Here is a 20,786-nt window from a genome sequence, read left to right as displayed (position 1 = left end):
GTCCCTCACCGATCCGCGTACCACTCGGCGAACTTCTCCAAGGCGCGTCCGCGGTGTGACACGGCGTTCTTCCGGTCCGTGTCCATCTCGGCGAACGTCTCGCCGTCGTGTTCGAAGATCGGGTCGTAGCCGAAGCCGCCGTCGCCGCGGGGCGCGACGATCCGGCCGGGGACGTAGCCCTCGAACAGCTTGACCGGGAGCGCCTCGCCGCCCTCGCGCACCCTCTCACCGCCGCTCTCGTCGTCTCCGCCGCGGTCCCCGTCTCCCGGTCCAGCGGCCGCGGCTGCGCCGCGGTCCCCGCGATCGACGGGGTCCGGGCTCGCGGCGAAGTCGTCGCCGTCGCAGTATCCGAGCGTACAGCGGAAGGCGGCCCGGCGGTCGTCGAGGTCGGCGGCGATGTCGCGGACGCGCTCGATCCCGAGCGTCTCCTCGACGTACGCGGAGTAGGGGCCGGGGAACCCGTCGAGCCCCTCGATGAACAGACCGGCGTCGTCGACGAGCACCGGCTCGCCGGCGTGTCGGTACGCCTCGCGGGCGCCGCGCGCCGCGATGGGACCGAGCTCGTCGGCCTGGATCTCCGTGTAGTCGAAATCGAGCCGCTCCACCGAGCCGTCCGGGAGGTAGCGCTCCGCCTCGCGCACCTTTCCCGGGTTCGTCGTCACGTATCTGAGCACGGCTCTCGGTGCGGGCGGGCGAAACGAATAGCCGTCGGTCCGGGCCGGCGTCGCGGACCGATCCGAACGGATACCCTCTTAAGAGCCGGCCGTTAGGAACGGACGGACATGTTGATCGCCGGAACCGTCATCGCGGACCCCGAGACCGTCGTTCCCGAGGGCGCCGTCGTCGTCGAGGGAGCGCGGATCGCCGCGGTCGGCGACGCAGCGACCCTCCGTGAGCAGTACCCCGACCACGAGCGGCGCGCGGTCGACCTCGTCGCGCCCGGACTGGTCGGGGGCCACGTGCACTCGGTGCAGTCGCTCGGCCGCGGCATCGCCGACGACGCCGCCCTGCTCGACTGGCTGTTCGACGCCGTGCTCCCGATGGAGGCGGCGATGGACGCCGAGGCGACGCGCGCCGCGGCCGAACTCGGCTACCTCGAGTGCCTCGAATCCGGGACGACCACCGTCGTCGACCACCTCTCGGTGAACCACGCGGGCGAGGCGTTCGAGGCCGCGATCGAGACGGGGATCCGCGCCCGGCTCGGGAAGGTGCTCATGGACAAGGACTCGCCCGACGGCCTGTTGGAGGACACCGACGCCGCGCTCGACGAGAGCGAGGCGCTGATCCGCGAGTACCACGGTGCCGCCGACGGCCGGGTGCGGTACGCGGTCACGCCGCGGTTCGCCGTCACCTGCTCGGAGGCGTGTCTCCGCGGGTGCCGCGACCTCGCCGACCGGTACGACGGCGTGACGATCCACACCCACGCCAGCGAGAACGAAGACGAGATCGAGACGGTCGAGGCCGACACCGGTCGCCGGAACCTGCTCTGGCTCGACGAGGTCGGCCTCACCGGCCCCGACGTGACGCTCGCGCACTGCGTGCACACCGACGAGCGCGAGCGCGAGGTGCTCGCCGAGACGGACACGGTCGTCACCCACTGCCCCTCCTCGAACATGAAACTCGCCTCGGGGATCGCCCCCGTCCACGACTACCTCGACCGCGGGATCACGGTCGCGCTCGGCAACGACGGCCCGCCGTGTAACAACACGCTCGACCCCTTCACGGAGATGCGGCAGGCGAGCCTCCTCGGGAAGGTGGACGCGAAGGACCCGACTCGGCTCCCCGCGGCGACGGTGCTGGAGATGGCCACGACGAACGGCGCGCGCGCCGCCGGCTTCGACCGGCTCGGCACCCTGCGGGCGGGCCAGCGCGCCGACGTGATCGGGCTCACCACGGACCGCACCCGCGCCACCCCGCTCCACGACCCGCTGTCGCACCTCGTTTACGCCGCTCACGGCGACGACGTCGTCTTCACGATGGTCGACGGCGAGGTCCGGTACGACGACGGCGAGCACGTCGGGATCGACGCCGACGCCGTCCGCGAGCGCGCCACGCGGCAGGCGAAGCGAGTCGTCGAAGCGGCCGGCATCGATGTCGCCGAGGTCTGAGGGCGACGCCGCGGCCGTCACCGATTTATCAGTAATCGGGCGGCGCTCATCGGTGGCCGCCGCATCGGCGATTTATAAACGACATTGAGCGGGAGCAACGAACGGAGGCACCGGACGGGAGCAACGAACGAAGGCAAGCGCGGCGGACACCCCGCCGTCGATCGCTTATAAACCGACGGCCGAAGAAATCCGCTGCTGTGAATCCGTATCGGAGCAAACCGACGGTCTGAGAGGTGCGGAAGACGACGCTTCGCTCGTTGGTGAATTTATAAAGGGCACCGCCGCCGTCGACGCCCGCTGCCCTACCGCCGTCCTACCGCTGCAGATCGACGGTCAGGTCGGTCGCGATCCACGCGTCCGTGTTCCCCCGTTCGGTGAAAACGGTTCGATCGGGCGAGCAGCGACTCGCCGCGACAGTCGGTCGTGCGTCCGCGGGCTCCTCGGCGTCGAGTTCGACGCGGTCACCGGTACTCATTGACGGTTCGTCGGCGACGCCGGAGGATATAGGTTTCGGTCGGCCTAAATTAGATCCCCCGATATCGACTGGCCGCCGAGTTCCGGCCTCGGCGATCCGTGCGGGGAACCGGAGCGCATTACCCGTCGGCCCCCCTCGCGTGGAACGATGACGGAATCGCTTTTCACGCCGTTCTCGCTGCGCGACACGGAGTTCCGCAACCGAGTGATGCTCTCGCCGATGTGCCAGTACTCCGCGGACGACGGGTTCGCGAACGACTGGCACCGAACTCACCTCGGGACCCGCGCCGTCGGCGGGGCCGGGGTCGTGATGACCGAGGCGACCGGGGTCGAAGAGCGCGGGCGTATCACGCCCGGCTGTCTCGGGATCTGGTCGGACGAGCACGCCGAGGCGATCGAACCGATAGTCGAGTTCGTCAAATCGCAGGGCGCGACGCCCGGGATCCAGCTCGCACACGCCGGCCGGAAGGGCTCGCACAGTGCGCCCGCGAAAGGCGGCGACCCGATCCCCCTCGACGAGGAGGATGGGTGGGAGACGGTGTCGGCGACCGACGCGCCGTACCCGGATCCGGGCGCCGACGCCGACGAACTGGCCGAAACTCGACGAATGGACGCCGCGGACATCGCGGATGTGACCGACGCGTTCGCGGCCGCCGCGGAGCGCTCGCTCGACGCCGGCTTCGAGATCGCCGAGGTCCACGCGGCCCACGGCTACCTGCTCCACCAGTTCCTCTCGCCGGTCACCAACGACCGCGACGACGAGTACGGCGGGAGCTTCGAGAACCGAACCCGACTGGTCCGCGAGGTCGTCGCGGCGGTCCGCGACGTGTGGCCCGACGGCAAACCCGTCTTCGTCCGGATCTCCGCGACCGACTGGCTCCCCGACCGCGACTCGTGGGACGTCGACGACTCGGTTCGACTGGCCCCGCTGCTCGCCGACGCCGGCGCCGACCTGATCGACGTCTCCGGCGGCGGGATCCATCCCGACCAGCGGCTTCCCGGGACCGGCCCCGGCTACCAAGTGCCCTACGCCGAGGCGATCCGCGAGGCCACCGACGTGCCCGTCGCCGCGGTCGGCGGGATCACGGAGCCGACGCACGCCGACGCGCTGGTGCGCAACGAGCGGGCCGACCTCGTCGCGCTCGGCCGCGAGCTGCTCCGGAACCCCTACTGGCCGCTCGAAGCCGCCCACGAACTCGGCGCCGAGATCGAGTGGCCGGTGCAGTACCGGCGCGGCCGCTTCGACTGAGCGCTCCGAGAAGACTTATTTTCCTCCCGCGTGCCGACCGCGTATGGAGTACCGACCGTTCCCCGACGAGCGCGCCGACGAGTTCCGCGCGTTCATGCGGTACGCCTTCTCGCCCGCCGACGGCCCCTACGACCCCGACGAGGAGGACGACCGCGAGACGATCGCCGACCGGTACGGGCTGTTCGACGACGACGGAGACCCCGTCGCCGTCTGCGCGCACCACGACCTCTCGCTGCGGATCCGCGGTGCCGACCGCGCGGTCGCCGGACTGTCCGCCGTCGCGTCGCCCCCGGAGCACCGCCGGCGCGGGAACATCGCCCGGATGCTCAGGGAGGCGCTCGACGAGTACCGCGACCGCGGGGTCGACTTCTCCGCGCTGTGGCCCTTCGAATACTCGTTTTACGCCCGGTACGGCTGGGCGACCGCGAGTCGGCTCGCGCTCATCACCGCCCCGCCCGACCAGCTCGGGTTCGTCGACGACCTGATCGCGACGACGGGCGACGCCGCCGGGACCTTCCGACGGCTCGACGGGGCCGATTATCCGGCGGTGACGCCGGTGGTGCGGGCGATGGCCGACCGCTACGACCTCACGATGGACTGGACCGAGGAGTGGTGGCGCGAGCGCGTCCTCGAGGGATGGAAGACCGACCCGTTCGTGTACGGGTGGGAGCGCGACGGCGACCTCCGCGCGATCTGCGCATATACCTTCGGGGACGCGGACGACGGCGACGGGGACGCGCTGCGCGTCTCCGACGCCCTCGTCGCCGACGACGAGGCGTGGTTTCAGCTGCTCCGCTTCTTCCGCAATCACGACTCGCAGGTCGACGAGGTGCGGATCCGCGCCCCGCCGGACGCGCCGCTGCTCGACCTGGTCGAGGACCCGCGTGCGGTCGACTGCGAGGTCCGGACGGGACCGATGATTAGGCTCGTCGACGCGCCCGCGGCGCTCACCGCGCTCGGCGTGCTCGGACTCGACATCTCCGTCGAGGCGACCCTCTCGCTCGCGATCGAGGACCCGCTGGCCGACTGGAACGACGGGCTGTTCCGCGTCGCCGTCGCGGACGACGCCGTGACCGTCGATCGGATCGACGACGGCGACGGCGGCGACGTTGACTCCGCCGACCCAGCCGACTCCGCCGACCCCGACGCTCGGGTCGACATCGGGACCCTCTCGCAGCTGGCCGTCGGCTATCGGACGGTCGAGGAGGCGCTGCGATCGGGCGGGCTCTCGATCGACGCGGCCGACCGGCCCGAGATCACGGCCCGTCTCGACGCGCTGTTCCCGCCGCGATCGACGCACCTCCGAGAGGGGTTCTGATCGGCCGGCGGAGGCTTTGCTCCGCCGGCAGGGGGCGTCTGCTCCGCCGGCGAGCGAGAGATAGCGGATTCTGAACGGCTCGGAGGCGCTCTCCCGGTCGAGCGCGAAGCGACCGGCCTGGGTTTTTATCCGCCGACCGCCTACGTGGCGCCATGAGTTCTCGCGACGACCGACGCGACGACGACCTCGAGGCCCGGCTCGACGACCTCGAGGACGTCCTGACCGAGCTTCGCCGCGACCTCCGCGAGACCGAGCGGGACCGACGCGGCCCGCCGCGACCGCCCCGCCTCTCGGAGCTCGTCCGGTTCACCGAACAGTACACGATCCCGACGATCATCGCCCTCTTGGAGACGACGATCAAGTCGCTCGAACTGCTGCAGGGGACCCTTCGGCTCGCCGACCCGGGCCGAAGCCTCGCCGACGGCGCGGCTCCGGCGACCGATCGCCTCGGCGACGTGCGAGACGGCGCGAGCGCCGGGCTGGCGCGGTCGCTCGGCGAGCTGCGAACCGCGCTGTCGGAGGCCGACCTCCCCGAGGAGGCGGCCTCGCGGTCCATCATCGCCGACGCCCGCGACCTCACCGCGGAGATCGAAGCCCGGATCGAGGAGAGCCGCCGCGAGGCCGATTCGGCCCGCCGAGGAGAGCGGCGCGACCCGAGCGAACGGACCGACAGTCGCGGCGACGACAGCCGCGGCGACGACGGGGACGGTCGCGGCGACTCCGGCGGGATTCGGATCGACGTGACCGATCCGAACGACACCGGCGACGACCCGCCCGGGACGGCCGTCGAGCGCGACGCGGCCGACCCGGGCGACGATTCGCCTGCGCCCGAGGTCGACGTCGAGTCCGAACTGGAGTCGATCAAACGGCAGATCGACGGCGACGGAGACGACGAGGACACCGACGGCGTTGTCGACAGCGACGGAGACGACGAGGATAGCGACGTCGAATCGGGCGACGACGCTGACGGCGACAGCGAGTCGGACGGTGTCAGTTCGAACGACGACGCTGAGAGCGACGACGCTGACGGTGGCGAACGCGCCACGTAACGCGCCACCTAACGCGCCCGAGAGTCAGAATTCGGTCCCGAGTCGGTCGGCGATGCGCTTGCCGGAGTCGATGAGCAGCGTCTCGTCGTTCGTGAACACCTCCAGCGCGACGGTGCCGTCGAACCCCGACAGCTCCGATTCGACGATTCCGTAGTCGACCTCGCCCGCGCCGATCGGGAGGTGCGTGTCGCCGCGACGGCGGACGTCGTGGCAGTGCAGGTGCGAAATTCGGTCGCCGTGGCTCCGGAGGAACCGTTTGACGGCCTTGTTGTCGCCCTCCATGTAGGCGTGGCCGACGTCGAAGCAGATCGGGGTGTCCGTCTCGCGGGCGATGTCGCCGAGCACCGAGAGCTGGAGCCCCCTGTGCTGGTGGCCGACGTTCTCGACCACGACCTCGACGCCCGCCTCGCGGCCCGCGTCGGCGACCCGGCGGAGCTGGTCGGCCGCCACCTCGCGGAACGCGATATCGTCGCGGTCGGCGGAGGTCGCGTGGAGCACCGCCTTCTCCGCGCCGAGGTCGCCGGCGGCGTCGAGGAGGCGGCGCTGGTAGGCGACGATGGCGTCGTTGATCTCGGGCGCGTAGCTGGTCAGCGGCTGGCTGTACGGCAGGTGAACGAAGAGGTCGCGCCCGGCGAGGGCGTCAGTGACTCGCCCGCGATCGAGGTCGCTCGGGACGAGCGTCGGCTCGCCGACCCCGAGCTCGCAGAAGTCGAACCGCTGTGGCGCCGCCGCGAGACGATCGATATCGTCGCCGACGGTGAGACCGATGTCCATGTCGGCGGTGGGGGCGGCGGCGAGTTATAAGTGGTGTCGCAGAGCGCAGCCGGGGTGCGCCGCCGAGGCGGCGGGATACGAGCGGACGCAACCGGCTCGGCCGTCCGCAAGCGGGTACGCAGCCGGCTTAGTCGTCCGCGAGCGGGTTGTCGAGGTCGATCTCGCCGGCGTCGATCTCGGCTTCGACTTCGCGCACGGCGGTGACCATGTTCTCGGTCTTCCCGTAGGCGATGTCGCGCGGGAGCAGCTTCAGCCCGCAGTCGGGCGAGATGGTGAGCTTCTCCGGCGGGACGACGCGGAGGCCCTGCCGGATGTTCGCTTTGATCTCCTCGACCGGCTCGATCTCGGCGGTGTGAGCGTCGACGACGCCGAGCGCGAGGTCGGGCTCGAACTCGGGGTCGGTGAACGTCGGGATCTGCTCGAAGTCGCCGTTACACAGCTCCACGTCGAACTCGTCGATCGGGTAGTCGTTGATCTCGGGGTAGATCCGCGAGTAGTCGCCGTAACAGACGTGGAGGCCGATGCGGACCTCCTCGTCGATGCCCGAGACGATGCGTTCGAGCGCCTCGCCGACGATGGCGTGGTCCTCCGGCGTCGTCGCGAGCGCGGGCTCGTCGATCTGGATGTAGCGGGCGCCGGCCTCGACGAGCTTCTCGACTTCCTCGTTGACGAGGTCCGCGAGGTCGTAGACCAGCTCCTCGGTGGAGGGGTACGCCTCGTTGAACGCCCAGAACCCGAGCGTGTACGGTCCTGTGATGGGGACTTTCACCGGGCGCTCGGCGACGTTCGAGGTGAACTCGAACTCGTCGACGAGCCACGGCTCGTCGTACTCGACCTCCTCGACGACGCTCGGCTTGTCGAAGTAGTTGTGCCCCCACACCTTCACGGGGCCGTTGAACTCGTAGCCGTCGATGCGCTCGGCGAAGAACTCGACCATCTCGTTGCGGCGCATCTCGCCGTCGACGACCGTGTCGAGCCCGGCGCGCTCGTGTTCGTGCGTGATGAGCCGACAGGCGTCGTCGTGCGCCTCCTCGAGGTCCGTCGCGTCGAACTTCGAGTCGGGGTCGTCGACGAGCTCGTCCGCCCGGTTGAGCCACTTCGGCTTCGGGTACGAGCCGACGACGGTCGTCAGCAGGAACGCGTCGTTCGGGTGGTCGTTCGGGCGGAACTGTTCGCGGTTGGCAGACGGGTTTCGGACCATTACTCGAGCACCTCCGTGGCGGCGGTCAGCGCGTTCAGCTTCGCGCGGTACTTGTTAGCGGGCAGGTAGAACAGCTCGGTGTTCGGCGTCAGGTACGTCCGATCGAACCCCTCCGCCGGGATCTGCGACTCGAACCACTCGACGCGCTCGGCGATCGTCTCCGGCTCCTCGACGAGCGTGTTCTGCCCGTCGACGAGCCCGAGCGCGAGCGAGTCGGTCGAGCCGAACTCCTGGACGTTGTAGACGGTGTCGTCGCGGTCGCCGGCGACGAGGTCGAGTCCGAGCGCGTCCGCGCCGGCCTCGTCGACGAGGTGCGCGTACAGCTTCTCGCCGAGCGCGCCGTAGAACGTCTGGACGACGACGTCGGCGTCGGTGGCGTCGGCGACCGTCGCGATCGCGTCCGTCGCGGCCGACTCCTCGCCCTCGGCGGGCGGGCTCGTCACCAGCGACGGCTCGAGGAGGAACAGCGTCTCGTGGGCCGGGAACGCCTCGACCTCGCCGGCGAGGAACTCGGCGATGGCGGCCTGGAACGCGGCCTCGTCGCCGTAGTGCTCGTCGGTCGCGAGCTCCGCGAGCGAGTACGGGCCCGGGAGCGTCGCCGCGAGCGGGGCCGCGCCGTCGATCAGGTCGGTCGCCGACTCCAGCTCGCGGGCCACGTCGCCGGAGAAGTCGAGGTCGTCGACGACGCGCGGATCGCGGTAGAAGTTGTTGTTGTCGTAGTAGCGAACGATCCCGCCGGTCTCGACGCTGTCGTGGACCGTCAGCGGGTGCGCGATCATGTCGTCCCAGCGGCCCTGCCCCTCGACGACGCGGTCGAGGCCGGCGTCCAGTTGGTCGTCGACGTACTCCGCACGCACCTCGTCGTACTGCTCGACGATGGCCTCGCTCTCGTCGCCGCTCAGCAGGTCACCCTTCTGGTGGCCTTTGAGGTCCGAGAGGGTCTCTTTCGCCCAGTCCGGAAGCGGGTACAGCCCCGGCGTGGCTGCGACTCGTTCAGTCATCACCGTTGGTTCGATATGCCGCCGTATAATATTTGCTAATATGTTTTATGAGTGTTAGTTATTTCTAGCGGCGGACCGAACAGTTACCACGACGGCCGCGGATCCGAACGCATGACCGTCGTTTCCCTCTTCCCGTCCGCCACTGAGGTGGCCGCGGCGCTCGGCGCGACCCCCGCCGCGGTCTCCCATCAATGCGACCACCCGCCCTCGGCGGCGGCGCGCCCGACGCTCACCGGGCTCGTTCGCGATCTCGACGACGACCCCGAGACGATCGATCGGATCGTCGCGTACGACGACGTGTACTACCTCGACGGCGACGCGCTGGCCGCCGCCGACCCGGACGTCGTCCTCACGCAGGGCGTCTGCGGCGTCTGCGCGCTCGACGCCGGGCTCGCGCGCCGGGGCGTCGACCGGCTCGACCTCGACGCGACGGTGTTGGACGTCCACGCGGACGACCTCGACGACGTCCTCGCGAACGTCGAGCGTGTCGCGGAGGCGATCGGACGACCCGAAGCCGGGGAAACCCTCCGCGGGCGGCTCGAATCGCGGATCGGCGCCGTCGCCGACGCCGTGCCCGACGGAGCGTCCGCGGATCTCCCTCGGGTCGCCGTCCTCGACTGGACAGATCCCCTCCGCCACGGCGGCCTGTGGGTGCCCGACTTGATCCGGATCGCCGGCGGAGAGCCCGGGATCGTGGCGGCCGGCGAGCGGTCGAGGAAGATCGACCCCGAAGCGCTGCGGGGCTTCGACCCCGACGTGATCGTCGTCGGTCCCTGCGGCGCCGACGTCCGCGAGGCCGAGCGGGCAGCCGTCGATCTGCTGGACCGGGCGCGGTTCGACGACGTCTCGGCGGTGCGCGCCGGGCGCGTGTACGCGATGGACGGCACCGCGTATTTAAACCGCCACAGCCACCGCGTCGTCGACACCCTGGAGGCGCTGGCGGCGCTGCTCCACCCCGATCGGTTCGAGGGGCCGGGAGAGAAGGTGCGGCGCGTCGACGCGACAGCGGCGACCGGACCGGCGGACCCGACCGACTGAGTCTACGGACTGGCCGGGCCGCTCCCGCGGTTGAGCCGCAACACGGTGAGCGTCTCGAACGGGAACGAGTCCTCGACGACGACCTCGTGGTCGAACCCGGACGCTTCGATCAACTCGAGCACCGCGTCGTACCCGGTCAGCGAGGAGACGAGCAGCAGGACGACGCCCTCGGGCGCGAGCACCCGGCCGACGTCGGCGAGGAACGGCTCGATGAGTTCGCGGCCGGACTCCCCGCCCGAGAGCGCGTGCTCCATCCAGTCGTCCCACTCGTTGTCCGGGTCGGTCGGGAGGTACGGCGGGTTGAAACACACGGTGTCGAACGCGTCCGCTCGGAACGGCGCGAGGAGGTCGGCGACGACGGCCTCGACGCCCCTGTCTCGCGCCTGCCGAGCCGCGTGCGGGTTGAGGTCGCTGCCGACCACGTCGAGTCCTCGATCCGCCGCGATCCGTTCCGCGACCCACCCGGACCCCGTCCCCACCTCCAACACCCGGCCGTGCGCCGCCTCGACGGCCGCCTCCGCGAGGAGTCCCGAGTCCTCTGCCGGTTGGTAGACGACGGCCTCGTCGAGCCCCCGACGCGCCGCGAGGTCGGAGCCGCCCTCCTCGCCGCCCTCCCCGCCTTCCGTCCCGTCGGCGCGCTCCCGATCGACGCCCGATCGGTCGCTCATCGGTCCGCCCCCTCCTCGCCGTCGGCGGAGCCGCGCCTCTCGCCCCGAGTCGCCGCCCGTTCCTCGACCGACGCGTCCAACTGCGGGCCGGACACGTCGGACGCGCCGGGCTCCCGGGCGGAGAGCGTCTGCTGCGGGAAGGGGATGGTGATCCCCTCGGACTCGAGGGCCGTCTTGATCGCGTTCATCGCGGCGGTCTGCGTGCGCCAGCGCTTGCGCATGCTCGGGTTGCGGATCCAGTACCGGACGCCGAGGACGACCGCCGAGTCGGCGAACCGCTTCGTCACGACCGCCGCTTCCGGCATCGAGGCGACGTCGTCGACGGCCCCGACGGTCTCTTCGATCACCGTCGACGCCCGTTCGATGTCGGTGTCGTAGTCGACGCCGACCTCGACTTCGATCCGCAGGCGGTTCCGGCGCGATCGGTCGATGATGGACCCGGACCGGACGGTGTCGTTCGGGAGCGTCACGACCTCGCCGTCGAACGACCGGAGTCGCGTGCTCATGATCGAGATCTCCGTGACCGTCCCCTCGTGCTCGCCGACCTCGACCCAATCGCCGACCTCGAACGGCCGCGAGAACATCAGCACGAACCCCGCGAGCACCGCACCGAGCGTCTGTCTGGCGGCCATCCCGACCACGATCCCGAGGAATCCCGCCCCGACGAGGAGCCCGCCGACGTTGTCGGTGAACAGCCCGACCACGACGAGCAGGGCGAACGTGTACACCGTCAGCTGTGTGATCCGCCGGATCACCTCCTCTTGGTGATCGGTGAGGGCCGCGCTTTCGGCGGACACCTCCCGGATGACGCCGCCGAGGAAGTCCGTGACGGCGTACGCGCTCGCCAGGAGGACGACCGCGAGCACGACGTTCGACAGCTGATCGGTGATCGCCGCCGCCTCGTACGCGTCGAGGAGCGCGCCGCTGCGGTCCCACACCGCGATCAGCGAGAGGGCCCCGAGCGCGGTCGCGCTGGCGACGGTCGTCGAGAGCAGGAGTCGCTGCTTCGAGGAGAGCTCGCCGTTGCGGCGCTTCGCCCAGTCGATGAGGTACCGGACGCCGAGCACGGCGGCGACGATCAGCAGCGACGCGACGACCCGCTCGACGTTCCCCGTCACCGTTCCGTAGAGGTCGCCGATCGGTCCGGGAAGCGCGCTCCCGGTCGCGACGACGGCTGCGAGAGCCATCCTCGCGGTCACGCCTCCGTCGGCGATCCGTGTTCGCGCGCCAGCTCCGCGAGCGCGGCGAACGCCGTCGGATCCAGCGTTCCGGGGCGCCGACTGAGGAGGTCCTCGTCCGCGGCGTCGACGACGGCGTCCGGATCGTCTAGCCCGGAGATGTGGCCGGTGTTGCGGATCGCGTTCCGGACCGTCTTGCGCCGCTGGGTGAACAGCGCCTTCACGAACCGGAGAAAGAACGCCTCGTCGCCGACCTCGTAGTCGGGATCGCGCGGCGTACACCGGACGATAGCGCTCTCGACCGCGGGCTGCGGGTCGAACGCCTCCTTCGGGACCCGCTCGACGATCTCGACGGCGGCGTAGTGCTGTGCGGAGACGGAGAGTCGGCCGTACTCGGACTCGCCCGCCGAGGCCACCATCCGCTCTGCGAACTCGGCTTGGAACATCAACACCAGCGGCTTCCTCTCGGGGAGCAGCCGGAACGCGATTTCAGAGGAGACGCCGTACGGGAGGTTGGCGACGCAGGCGGTGAACGGCGGGAGGTCGACGTCGAGTGCGTCGCCCTCGATCACGTCGAGGAGGCCGTCGTCTATCGCCGCGGAGAACTCCCGACGCAGGAAGTCGGCGAAGGCCCCGTCGCGTTCGATCACGGAGAGGTGGGAGGCGGGGGCGGAGCCGGCGGTCTCGGCGTCCACCGCGGCGGCGTTCGCCAGCAGCCGGTCGGTGAGCGCGCCCGCCCCGCCGCCGATCTCTAGGAGGTGGCTCGCGTCCGTGTCGTCCGGCAGGTATCCCGGAATCCGGTCGAGAACGCGGTCGTCGACGAGGAAGTGCTGGTCGCGGTCGGGGTTCGCGCGCTCCCCGGCGCGCCGCGCGAGCGCGTCGGGGTCGCGGTCCCCGTACGCCGCGTTCGCGCCCGTCGATGAGTCGGTCATGGCAGCGTTACTGCGTCACTCCGGGTAAAAGTCCCGTTTCGGCGCGTGAGCGCGGATCCGACGTTCGGCGGCGTTCACTCCTCGCGGCCCGCGAACCGCCGGTACTTCAGGTCCTCCTCGCGGATCTCCTCGACGATCCGCTCGACGATTACGTCCCGCGGGCGGTGGAGTCCGGGAACGCGTTCGGACACCTCCTCGAAGCTCTCGAACGGGCCCCGCTTTCGCTCGTCGAGGACGCTGTTCCGGAGCTTCTTGCCCACCCCCGGAAGGAGGTTGAGCTGGTGGAGCCGGAGCGTGATCGGGCCGGCCTCGTTGTAGAAGTCGACGAACCGCTGCTCGTCGCTCTCGACGATGTCCGCGACGGCGTACTCGATCTCCGCGGCCGCGTTCCGGGTGATATCGTCGACCGACACCTCGTGGTACCGCCCCACAGACGGTCCGTCGATGTCGATCCAGTCGCTCACCGAGACGTCCGCCTCGTCGGTGAGCGAAAGCTCGTACAGCCGGAACGACGCCGTCCCGAGCCCGTACGCGACCGGCGACTTCCGGTGTGGCGGGCGGTCGTCGTCGGGGCGCCCGTTTGGCAACACGTCCAGCAGGACGACCGTCGGACCGGCCTCCGCCTCGGGCGCGTCGGTGTCGGGGTCGGGATCGCTCATGGTTGTATTACGGTTCTGAAACGTGAAAAAACCGCCGCCGGACGGCGTTTGTGTGGGTCGAGCGTGCGTCGGCGTCCGGGACGCGGTGTGGGTGCGAACGGACGATACGAACGGAGGCGAGCGCTCGCGTTCGGCAGCGATCCGCCGTCGAAAAAAAAATCCGTCCGTCTCAGGCGTACTTCGCGACGATGTCGAGCACGGCGTCGAGCTCGTCGCCGTCGAGCGAGTACCGCTCCTGGGCGAACACCGAGCGCAGCTCGGTGCGGTCCGCGGGGAGCAGGTCGGCGATCTTCACGGCGGTGGGCACGTCGATCTGCTCGAGCTCGGACAGCTCTTCGACGAGCTCGCGGGACTCCTCGGCGTCGAGGAGCGCGAACCGGTTCACGTGCTCGATCGCGCGGGCGAGCTCGTAGCGGAGGTCGCGGTCCTCGTCTTCGGCGCGCTCCGCCTCGATGTCCACGAGGATCTCTTTCGCCTCCGACGTGGTGACGTACTCCTCGTCGATCTTCTCTTTGAAGATCGTCATCTCAGTTCTTCTGGGCGCTCATGTGGGCGGCGCGCACGATGAGCGTCTTCGTCTTACCGCCGTCCGGGATCTCGACTTTGAACGCGGCGCCCTGCTTGCCCGTCACGGTTCCGGTGCGACCGTCGAAGCGCGGGTGGAACCGACCCTCCTGCACGCTGGGGTCGATCTTGAGGTGGACCTGCGTGTCCGCCTCGAACTCCTGAATCGCTCGCTGCGGCGGCGACGTACCGCGGTCGCGAGGTTTGTTCGAGAGCTTGTCGCGAGTGGCCTTCTGGGGTCCATTGGAACTCGGCATGGTCTTGGGCTACCTTCCGCTGCCGCCGTTATAAATGGTGCGTTACGCCCCTCGACCGGGATCGGGTACCACACTCGAACGCGGGCCGATCGTGAGCCGTACGCGGACCCACCGCGGGCCGATCGCGTGTCGATCGCGCGGCGCCGGCGCCGCGAGAACACCCCGCTCGAAGCCCCCCTTTCGAAAGTGCTAATCCCCTGACTCCCTACCCTATTCGTAATGAGTCACCAGCTGCCGGACGTGCAGGCGTCGGCGCCCGACGTCAGCGTCGGGCTCTCGCAGGTCGGCGTCACCGGCGTGGAAAAGCTCGTCAAGCTCGCCCGCGGCGACAAGCGCCCGATCGTCCTCATGGCGGAGTTCGAGGTGTTCGTCGACCTCCCCAGCGGCCGAAAGGGGATCGACATGTCACGGAATCTCGCGACGATCGACGAGATCTTAGAAGAGATAACCCGCGACGAGGCGTACCGCGTCGAAGACGTCTGCGGGGACGCCGCGGAGCGGCTCCTCGAAAAGCACGACTACACCACCACCGCCGAGGTGTCGATGACGGCGGAGCTCGTCACCCGCGAGGACACCCCCGCGTCCGGCATCGAGACGCAGAGCACGGCGACGATCATCGCCAGCGCGACCGCGACCGAGGAGGGAACTCGCGAGGAGATCGGCGCGGAGGTCACCGGGATGACCGTCTGCCCCTGCTCGCAGGGAATGAGCGAGTCTCGGGCCCGCGAGAAGCTCGCCGAGCTCGGCGTCGACGACGAGACGACCGAGGCGTTCCTGGACGCCGTCCCGCAGCCGGGCCACTCCCAGCGCGGCCACGCGACGCTGACGGTCACCACCGACGGCCACCCCGACATCGACCTCCGCGACCTGATCGACGTCGCTCGCGACTCGATGAGCGCTCGCATCTACAACATGGCGAAGCGCCCCGACGAGGACTACATGACCTATCACGCCCACGCGGACGCGAAGTTCGTCGAGGACTGCGTCCGCGCGCTCGCCGAGGGTACCATCGAGGAGTTCGATCACCTGCCGAACGACGCCGTCATTCACATGAAACAGTCGAACGACGAGTCGATCCACCAGCACAACGCCCACGCCGAACGCGAGGTCACGATGGGCGACCTGCGGGACGAACTGGACGCTAGGTAAGCGCGGTCCGCCCGCCGCTCGTAGACTGGCCCCGGCGTCTCGGTTCTGTTTCCCTCGTCTTCGGAGCGACTCGCGCGCGACCCGGCCGCCGAACGGTGCTTTCTGATCGCTGACGGGAATTGGTGTCGCAGACCGCCGCCAGCGACGTAGTATATATACAAACACGAGCGGCGGCGACGACTACTTATAACCGAACGAGGTGGTGCGGTCGGCGCGCTCCGGTGAGCGCCGCAACGCGGCGCGAATCCGAGCGCGAGGGAGTCGCTGGCGCGGAACGCGCCAGCGACGAGGCTGGGGAGGTGTGAGGCTGCGGTTGCGGGGCGAGCGGGTTGGGACTCAAAGGGGCAGTCGCGAGGACTCGCGACTGGGGCTTTTGGAGGTGGTCACCGCAGAGCCGTCAATCACTTATAAACAGCCGACAGCAACACCACTCATTCACTTATAAACGGCACGCTGACTCACTGACACACGTACTCCCGCTGTCGATCGTTACACCGAGGTCGGCTCACCCGAACGTCAGCGGCTCCGCGTCGGCCCATCGCGGCTCGAACTGGTCTTTCACGCTCGCCGCGAACTCCGCGTCCTTCACGTCGATCATCGCGAACGGCTCGTCGCCGGACAGCGGGTGCGGCACCTCGATGCACACCTCGATCCCGTCGAAGACGTTGAACGTCCCGTCGACGCCCGGAGCGGTCCGCACCTCGAACCCGTCCACCTCCGCGAGCTCCGCGGTGTACCGCCGACCGACGCTCCGCGGCAGCGCGTCCACCGTCGCCGGCGAGAGCAACACCCGGATCTCGACGCCCCGTTCGAGCGCCGCCTCCAACTCCGCCGTCACTTGCTCGCCGATGGTGCCCAGATCGAACCCCGTCGCCGGCGCGCCGGCGACGACAACCATCCGCCGCTCGGCGGCCGCGATGCGCTCTAAGAGCAGGTCCGTCGCGTCCTCGGCGCCGACGGCGGCGGTCCAGAACTGCCCGTCCACCGGCTCGCCCGCGTCGAGCTCCGTCGAGAGGTCCGACACGACCTCCTCGTACTGCTCCGCCCGCGTCTCCAACTCCCGCTTTTTCTCGTCGAGCAGCCGATCGAGGGCCGCGTCCGGCTCGACCGCGGCGTACTTCTTCGGCCGGCTGGCCGCCTGACTCCGGACGAGGTTGTGCTGCTCTAAGCTGTTGAGCACGTCGTACACCCGACCCATCGGGACCTCGCTGGCGCGAGACAGATCCTTCGCCGTCGTCGGTCCGGTCCGAAGGAGCGCGCGATACGCGCGGGCCTCGTACTCAGAGAGACCGAGATCACGGAGAGATGCCATGTGCGGAGATCAGTTGGCAGCGTGATAAACGCGTCGACGGTTTACACGAAGCGGTGACGGCCGGCGGCGACTGGCGGTCGATACTGCCGCAACTGAGCGTCAAGAATCCCGCTCGATACGACTGCGAACGTCGAGAGCTAGCGAGCGGCGTCCGTCGGTGCCGCCTACTCGGCCGACTCGGCGACCCGCGTCATCAACTCGTCAGGCGTTTCCGCGGGCTCCGAGACGGCGTCGCCGGCGATCACGACGGCCGACCCCTCGGGGACCGACCGCGGCGCCGGCGCGTCCGTCACGTGGGCGTTCGGCGCGACGACCTTCTCGTGGTCCGCCACCCGCCAGGCCGCCCGGTGGAGGTCGCTGCCCGGCTCGTCGCCGACGGCGATGACGGTCGTTCCGCGGCACAGTCGCCCCGCGAGGCTCCCGTAGCCGGCGACCTGTACGCCGAGCCGCTCGGTCGCGCCGGCGAACGATTCGGCCGTCTCGCGGGCGACCGACCCGTAGCGCTCCTCGCCGGTGAGGGCGGCGAGGTCGAGCAGGGCGGTCGCCAGCTCGACGTTGCCGTCGAGCGGGCGGAACGGACGGTCGAGCAGTCCTGCGCCCGACCGCGGTCCGTCGACGAAGGAGCCGTCGACGCGGAGCCGATCGATCGCCCGATCCGCGACGGCGCGGGCGACGGCCGCGCCCTCGCCGAGCACGCCGGCCGCGCGGGTGTACGCGCTCACGACCCGCGCCGCGTCCTCCAGCAGATCGGTCTCGCCGGCCTCGTCGTGTCCGCGGTAGTGCGTCACCGCTCCGGACTCGGTGTCGATCAGGTCGCGTTCGAGCCCGTCGAGGATCCGCACCGCGTACTCGCGGGCACGGTCGTCGTCGGTGTAGGCGGCGACCGCGAGCAGCGCGTCGGCCGCGAGGGCGTTGCCGCCGGCGAAGACGGTGAGGTCGCGGCGCGGCGAGTCGAGGTCGGCGCGGTCGTCGGCCGCGGCGGCGTAGTACGCGCGACCGAGCCCCGGCCCGAGGCTGCCGCCGACGCCGTAGCCGGTCCATAACTCGTCGGTCAGGAACTCGACCGCGTCGGTCGCGGGAGAGAGGTACGCCTCGTCTCCGGTGTAGAGGTACGCGTTCGCGAACGCGCGCGTGACGGCGGCGTTCGTGTCGAGCGGCTTCTCGTAGGCGATGTCGCCCCAGTCGCGGGTGCCGGCGAACCGGAAGAAGCCGCCGGCGACCTCGTCGGCGAGGTGATCGCGCACGGCGTCGAGCGTTCGGAGGGCGCGGTCGCGGTCGCGCTTCAGCGCGAACTCGAGGGTGCGAGGAAGCGGGAACTTCGCGTCCGAGCCCCACCCCGCGTACTCCTCGTCGTACTTCACCTCGATCTGACCGGCGAGGTGGCTCTCGATGGCGTCCGTCACCTCGCCGCTCGGCGGCAGGTCGCCGTCGAGCGCGCGGGGGATACGCCCCGCGTCTCGGCCCTTTTCGGCCCACATCGTCCGCACCGATTCGAGCACCTGCCGCATTCCGTCGACGTCGAGGTACCCGGCGCCGGTGAGCAGTTCGCCCGTCGGAGTGAGGAAGGCGGTCGTCGGGAACCCGCCCATGTTGTACCGCTCGCGCACCCGAGGGTGTCGGTCGACGTCGACGCGCACCGGGACGAACCCCTCGTTGACGTTGGCGGCGATCCGCGGCTCGGCGTACGTGATCGCGTCCATCTCGTGACAGCCCTCACACCACGTCGCCGACAGCGAGAGGAGCACGGGACAGTCGCGCTCGTCGGCCTCGGCGAACGCCTCGGCGCCCCAGTCGCGCCACTCGACGTGCATCTCGTCGGTCATGCCGGCAGTCGGTCCGGACCGCGGGTAAGCGCTTCGAGACGGTGCGGATGCGGAGGATCGCTCGGAGTGGGCACTCGCGGAGAGGGGGGAGGGCCGTGAAGAGCCGCGGAGGCCGTGAAGAGCCGCGGAGGGAGCGGCACGATTCGCCCGGCGTCAGGCGACGTCAGCGCCCGTCGCCGTCACCGATCCGTCACCGATCCGTCACCGATTGTAGTCGTGTCCGAGCGCGAGCGCGAGGGCGTTGGCGATCAGCAGGGCGACGAACAGGAGACCGGTGGTCCCCTCGAGTCCCATGTACAGCAACACGGGGTACGTCGCCGGGATCGCGATGGCCGCCCAGAAGGCGGCGGCTTTCATCGTGCCGGTCATCAGCCCGGCGACCTGTCGGCCGGACGCGAGTCGGGTGGGAGCGGGGGTTGACATGGACATATCTCCGTACGACCGACCACCCCATATAGCCCGCAGAGGGTTCGGGAGATTTCACCACGTTTCTCGACGCACACCGGACGTTTCAAAACGCGACGAGAGGCGGTTTAACTCTTTATTGGGCCCGTAGATTCTTTTTCTCACGGATCGCGGTGATTGCCGTTAGATCGCTCACGACCGGTCTCGTCCGCGCTCGAACGCGCCCAACTGTGCTCGACTGCTCCAGCTCGTTCTCGAGCGTTCTCAAGCGTTCTCGACCGGTTTTGATCGCCCTCTATCGGACCCGATCGCTATCGAACGGACTCTCGCTCTCGAGCACTGTGGACGACGGTCGGATCGCCGTCGGTCCGAACTCGCCCGACCCTGCCGCAGGACCAACCGCTTTGGTGCTCGGCGGCCACCCTCGCGTATGCACCCATCCGACGCGGCGACCGGAGCCTGGACGGCGGCCGACCGAGAGCGGGAGTCGACGACCAGCGGGGATCGGCGATCGCCCGCCGCGACCGACGGCGGATCGCTTCCCCATGTCGCCGTCGTCGCCTGCGGCGGGACCATCGCCTCCGAGCCGGGCGAGGGCGGCGCCGCGCCGGCGAAGACGGGCGACGACCTCGTCGCCGCGGTCCCGGGCGTCGAGCGGTACGCGACGGTGACCGCCCGCGAGGTCTGCGCGCAGCCGGGGTTCGACGTCCGGTGGCGCGACGTGCTCGCGACCGCGACCGCCGCCCGCGAGGCGGTCGCAGAAGGAGCCGACGGCGTCGTGGTCACCCACGGCACCGACACCCTCGCGGACACCGCGTTCGCGCTCGATCTCCTGACCGATCTGCCCGCGCCGGTCGTGGTGACGGGGGCGCAGCGGCGGCTGGACGAGCCGTCGAGCGACGCGCCGGCGAACCTGACGCTCGCGGTTCGAGCGGCCGCTGACGACCGATTCGCGCCGGGCGTCCACGTCGCGTTCGACGACGAACTCCACGCCGCCCGCGACGCGATCAAGGGCCACAGCAACGCGCTCTCGACGATGACCTCGCCCGGTGCCGGCCCGGTCGCGACGTTCACCCGAGCCGACGAGCGCGTGCTCCGCGAACCGAGCCGAGGGGTCGCCGTCGACCCGCTCGCGGACGCGATCGACCCCGCGGACGGGCACACGGAGACGTCCGAAACGTCCGAGATGTCCGCGGCGTCCGAGGCCTCAGCGGTGCCCGAGGCACCCGAGGTGCCTGCAGTCCCGGTGATTCACTCCGGAACCGGCGCGGGCGCCGGCCAGATCGAGCGCGCGGTCGACGCCGGCGTCGGCGGGATCGTGATCGAGGGGACCGGGCTCGGGAACGCCACCGCCGCGATCGGCGACGCCGTGGCCGAGATCGTCGACGACGTGCCGGTCGTCGTCGCCGGACGACCGCCCGCAGGCCCCACGGAACCCGTGTACGGGACGCCCGGCGGCGCCGTCACCCTCGCGGGCCACGGCGTCGTCTTCGCCGGGACGCTCCCGGCGTCGAAAGCGCGGATCGCGCTCGCGCTCGGCCTCGCGTCCGGCCTCGGCCGCGCGGAGCTTCGGGGGCTGTTCGACCCGACGAGGTAACACAGAGCGGCGTTTGTGTCTACGGGAAGC

Annotated in this window: 21 protein-coding genes; 7 read left to right on the top strand and 14 right to left on the bottom strand. The window is 70.2% G+C overall.

What is annotated here, in order from left to right; all coding sequences use genetic code 11:
* Window positions 1-5: 5 nt before the first annotated feature.
* Entirely contained in the window at window positions 6-674 is a 669-nt protein-coding gene (locus tag C461_RS10710; RefSeq protein WP_008001137.1) for a non-canonical purine NTP pyrophosphatase, read from the bottom strand.
* A gap of 108 nt (window positions 675-782) precedes the next feature.
* On the opposite strand from C461_RS10710, the gene C461_RS10705 reads away from it, so the two are divergent.
* Window positions 783-2,108, top strand: coding sequence for a 5'-deoxyadenosine deaminase (locus tag C461_RS10705; RefSeq protein ID WP_008001136.1), 1,326 nt, complete (start codon window positions 783-785; stop codon window positions 2,106-2,108).
* A 313-nt stretch (window positions 2,109-2,421) separates the two neighbouring features.
* On the opposite strand, the gene C461_RS15845 is transcribed toward C461_RS10705, so the two are convergent.
* The gene (locus tag C461_RS15845) at window positions 2,422-2,583 is read right to left on the bottom strand and encodes a hypothetical protein (protein WP_008001134.1); all 162 of its coding nucleotides are present in this window, start codon (window positions 2,581-2,583) and stop codon (window positions 2,422-2,424) included.
* 147 nt (window positions 2,584-2,730) lie between these two features.
* On the opposite strand from C461_RS15845, the gene C461_RS10700 reads away from it, so the two are divergent.
* From C461_RS10700 to C461_RS10690, 3 genes are all read left to right on the top strand, one after another.
* On the top strand, window positions 2,731-3,831 hold the full coding sequence (locus C461_RS10700) for an NADH:flavin oxidoreductase/NADH oxidase (RefSeq protein WP_008001133.1): 1,101 nt from the start codon (window positions 2,731-2,733) through the stop codon (window positions 3,829-3,831).
* A 43-nt stretch (window positions 3,832-3,874) separates the two neighbouring features.
* On the top strand, window positions 3,875-5,149 hold the full coding sequence (locus C461_RS10695) for a GNAT family N-acetyltransferase (RefSeq protein WP_008001132.1): 1,275 nt from the start codon (window positions 3,875-3,877) through the stop codon (window positions 5,147-5,149).
* A gap of 152 nt (window positions 5,150-5,301) precedes the next feature.
* Window positions 5,302-6,198: a DUF7547 family protein gene (locus C461_RS10690; protein ID WP_008001131.1), complete on the top strand. Its 897-nt coding sequence runs from the start codon at window positions 5,302-5,304 to the stop codon at window positions 6,196-6,198.
* A gap of 24 nt (window positions 6,199-6,222) precedes the next feature.
* On the opposite strand, the gene C461_RS10685 is transcribed toward C461_RS10690, so the two are convergent.
* From C461_RS10685 to C461_RS10675, 3 genes are all read right to left on the bottom strand, one after another.
* The gene (locus C461_RS10685) at window positions 6,223-6,972 is read right to left on the bottom strand and encodes a sugar phosphate isomerase/epimerase family protein (RefSeq protein WP_008001130.1); all 750 of its coding nucleotides are present in this window, start codon (window positions 6,970-6,972) and stop codon (window positions 6,223-6,225) included.
* Between the two features lie 127 nt (window positions 6,973-7,099).
* Window positions 7,100-8,173, bottom strand: a complete 1,074-nt coding sequence (locus tag C461_RS10680) for a methionine synthase (RefSeq protein ID WP_008001129.1) — start codon at window positions 8,171-8,173, stop codon at window positions 7,100-7,102.
* Entirely contained in the window at window positions 8,173-9,174 is a 1,002-nt protein-coding gene (locus tag C461_RS10675; RefSeq protein ID WP_008001127.1) for a hypothetical protein, read from the bottom strand. The genes C461_RS10680 and C461_RS10675 overlap by 1 nt, the downstream gene beginning before the upstream one ends.
* A 111-nt stretch (window positions 9,175-9,285) precedes the next feature.
* On the opposite strand from C461_RS10675, the gene C461_RS10670 reads away from it, so the two are divergent.
* Entirely contained in the window at window positions 9,286-10,212 is a 927-nt protein-coding gene (locus tag C461_RS10670) for an ABC transporter substrate-binding protein (RefSeq protein ID WP_008001125.1), read from the top strand.
* Window positions 10,213-10,214: 2 nt separating this feature from the next.
* Here the strand turns inward: C461_RS10670 and C461_RS10665 are convergent, their stop codons facing one another.
* The 6 genes from C461_RS10665 to C461_RS10640 all read right to left on the bottom strand — a co-directional run bounded on the left by C461_RS10665 (window position 10,215) and on the right by C461_RS10640 (window position 14,470).
* Complete coding sequence (locus tag C461_RS10665; protein WP_008001123.1) at window positions 10,215-10,880, bottom strand: HemK2/MTQ2 family protein methyltransferase; 666 nt, start codon at window positions 10,878-10,880, stop codon at window positions 10,215-10,217.
* Complete coding sequence (locus C461_RS10660; protein WP_008001121.1) at window positions 10,877-12,067, bottom strand: mechanosensitive ion channel family protein; 1,191 nt, start codon at window positions 12,065-12,067, stop codon at window positions 10,877-10,879. Before C461_RS10660 ends, C461_RS10665 begins: the two co-directional genes overlap by 4 nt.
* An 8-nt stretch (window positions 12,068-12,075) precedes the next feature.
* Complete coding sequence (locus C461_RS10655; protein ID WP_008001119.1) at window positions 12,076-12,990, bottom strand: 16S ribosomal RNA methyltransferase A; 915 nt, start codon at window positions 12,988-12,990, stop codon at window positions 12,076-12,078.
* Between the two features lie 74 nt (window positions 12,991-13,064).
* Window positions 13,065-13,649: a DUF655 domain-containing protein gene (locus C461_RS10650; protein ID WP_008001117.1), complete on the bottom strand. Its 585-nt coding sequence runs from the start codon at window positions 13,647-13,649 to the stop codon at window positions 13,065-13,067.
* 169 nt (window positions 13,650-13,818) lie between these two features.
* Window positions 13,819-14,175 carry an RNA polymerase Rpb4 family protein gene (locus tag C461_RS10645; protein WP_008001114.1) on the bottom strand — a complete coding sequence of 119 codons (357 nt, stop codon included), beginning with the start codon at window positions 14,173-14,175 and terminating at the stop codon, window positions 13,819-13,821.
* 1 nt (window position 14,176) lies between these two features.
* A complete protein-coding gene (locus C461_RS10640) occupies window positions 14,177-14,470 on the bottom strand; it encodes a 50S ribosomal protein L21e (RefSeq protein ID WP_008001112.1) in 294 nt (97 codons plus the stop codon).
* 219 nt (window positions 14,471-14,689) lie between these two features.
* Here C461_RS10640 and mptA point away from each other — a divergent pair, with 219 nt between their 5' ends.
* On the top strand, window positions 14,690-15,619 hold the full coding sequence (mptA, locus tag C461_RS10635; protein ID WP_008001110.1) for a GTP cyclohydrolase MptA: 930 nt from the start codon (window positions 14,690-14,692) through the stop codon (window positions 15,617-15,619).
* A 505-nt stretch (window positions 15,620-16,124) separates the two neighbouring features.
* Here the strand turns inward: mptA and C461_RS10630 are convergent.
* The 3 genes from C461_RS10630 to C461_RS10620 all read right to left on the bottom strand — a co-directional run bounded on the left by C461_RS10630 (window position 16,125) and on the right by C461_RS10620 (window position 19,177).
* Window positions 16,125-16,931 (bottom strand): TrmB family transcriptional regulator, encoded by an 807-nt coding sequence (locus tag C461_RS10630; protein ID WP_008001108.1) that lies wholly within the window; start codon window positions 16,929-16,931, stop codon window positions 16,125-16,127.
* A 164-nt stretch (window positions 16,932-17,095) separates the two neighbouring features.
* A complete protein-coding gene (locus C461_RS10625; RefSeq protein ID WP_008001106.1) occupies window positions 17,096-18,754 on the bottom strand; it encodes a DUF255 domain-containing protein in 1,659 nt (552 codons plus the stop codon).
* A 201-nt stretch (window positions 18,755-18,955) separates the two neighbouring features.
* On the bottom strand, window positions 18,956-19,177 hold the full coding sequence (locus C461_RS10620; protein WP_049906575.1) for a hypothetical protein: 222 nt from the start codon (window positions 19,175-19,177) through the stop codon (window positions 18,956-18,958).
* A 412-nt stretch (window positions 19,178-19,589) separates the two neighbouring features.
* On the opposite strand from C461_RS10620, the gene C461_RS10615 reads away from it, so the two are divergent.
* The gene (locus C461_RS10615; RefSeq protein WP_008001097.1) at window positions 19,590-20,756 is read left to right on the top strand and encodes an asparaginase; all 1,167 of its coding nucleotides are present in this window, start codon (window positions 19,590-19,592) and stop codon (window positions 20,754-20,756) included.
* The last annotated feature ends 30 nt before the right edge of the window (window positions 20,757-20,786 follow it).

This window comes from Halorubrum aidingense JCM 13560, assembly GCF_000336995.1.
In the GTDB taxonomy this organism is placed as follows: domain Archaea; phylum Halobacteriota; class Halobacteria; order Halobacteriales; family Haloferacaceae; genus Halorubrum; species Halorubrum aidingense.
Note: the sequence above shows the minus strand (reverse complement) of the source record. Positions and strands in the feature narration are given on the sequence as shown.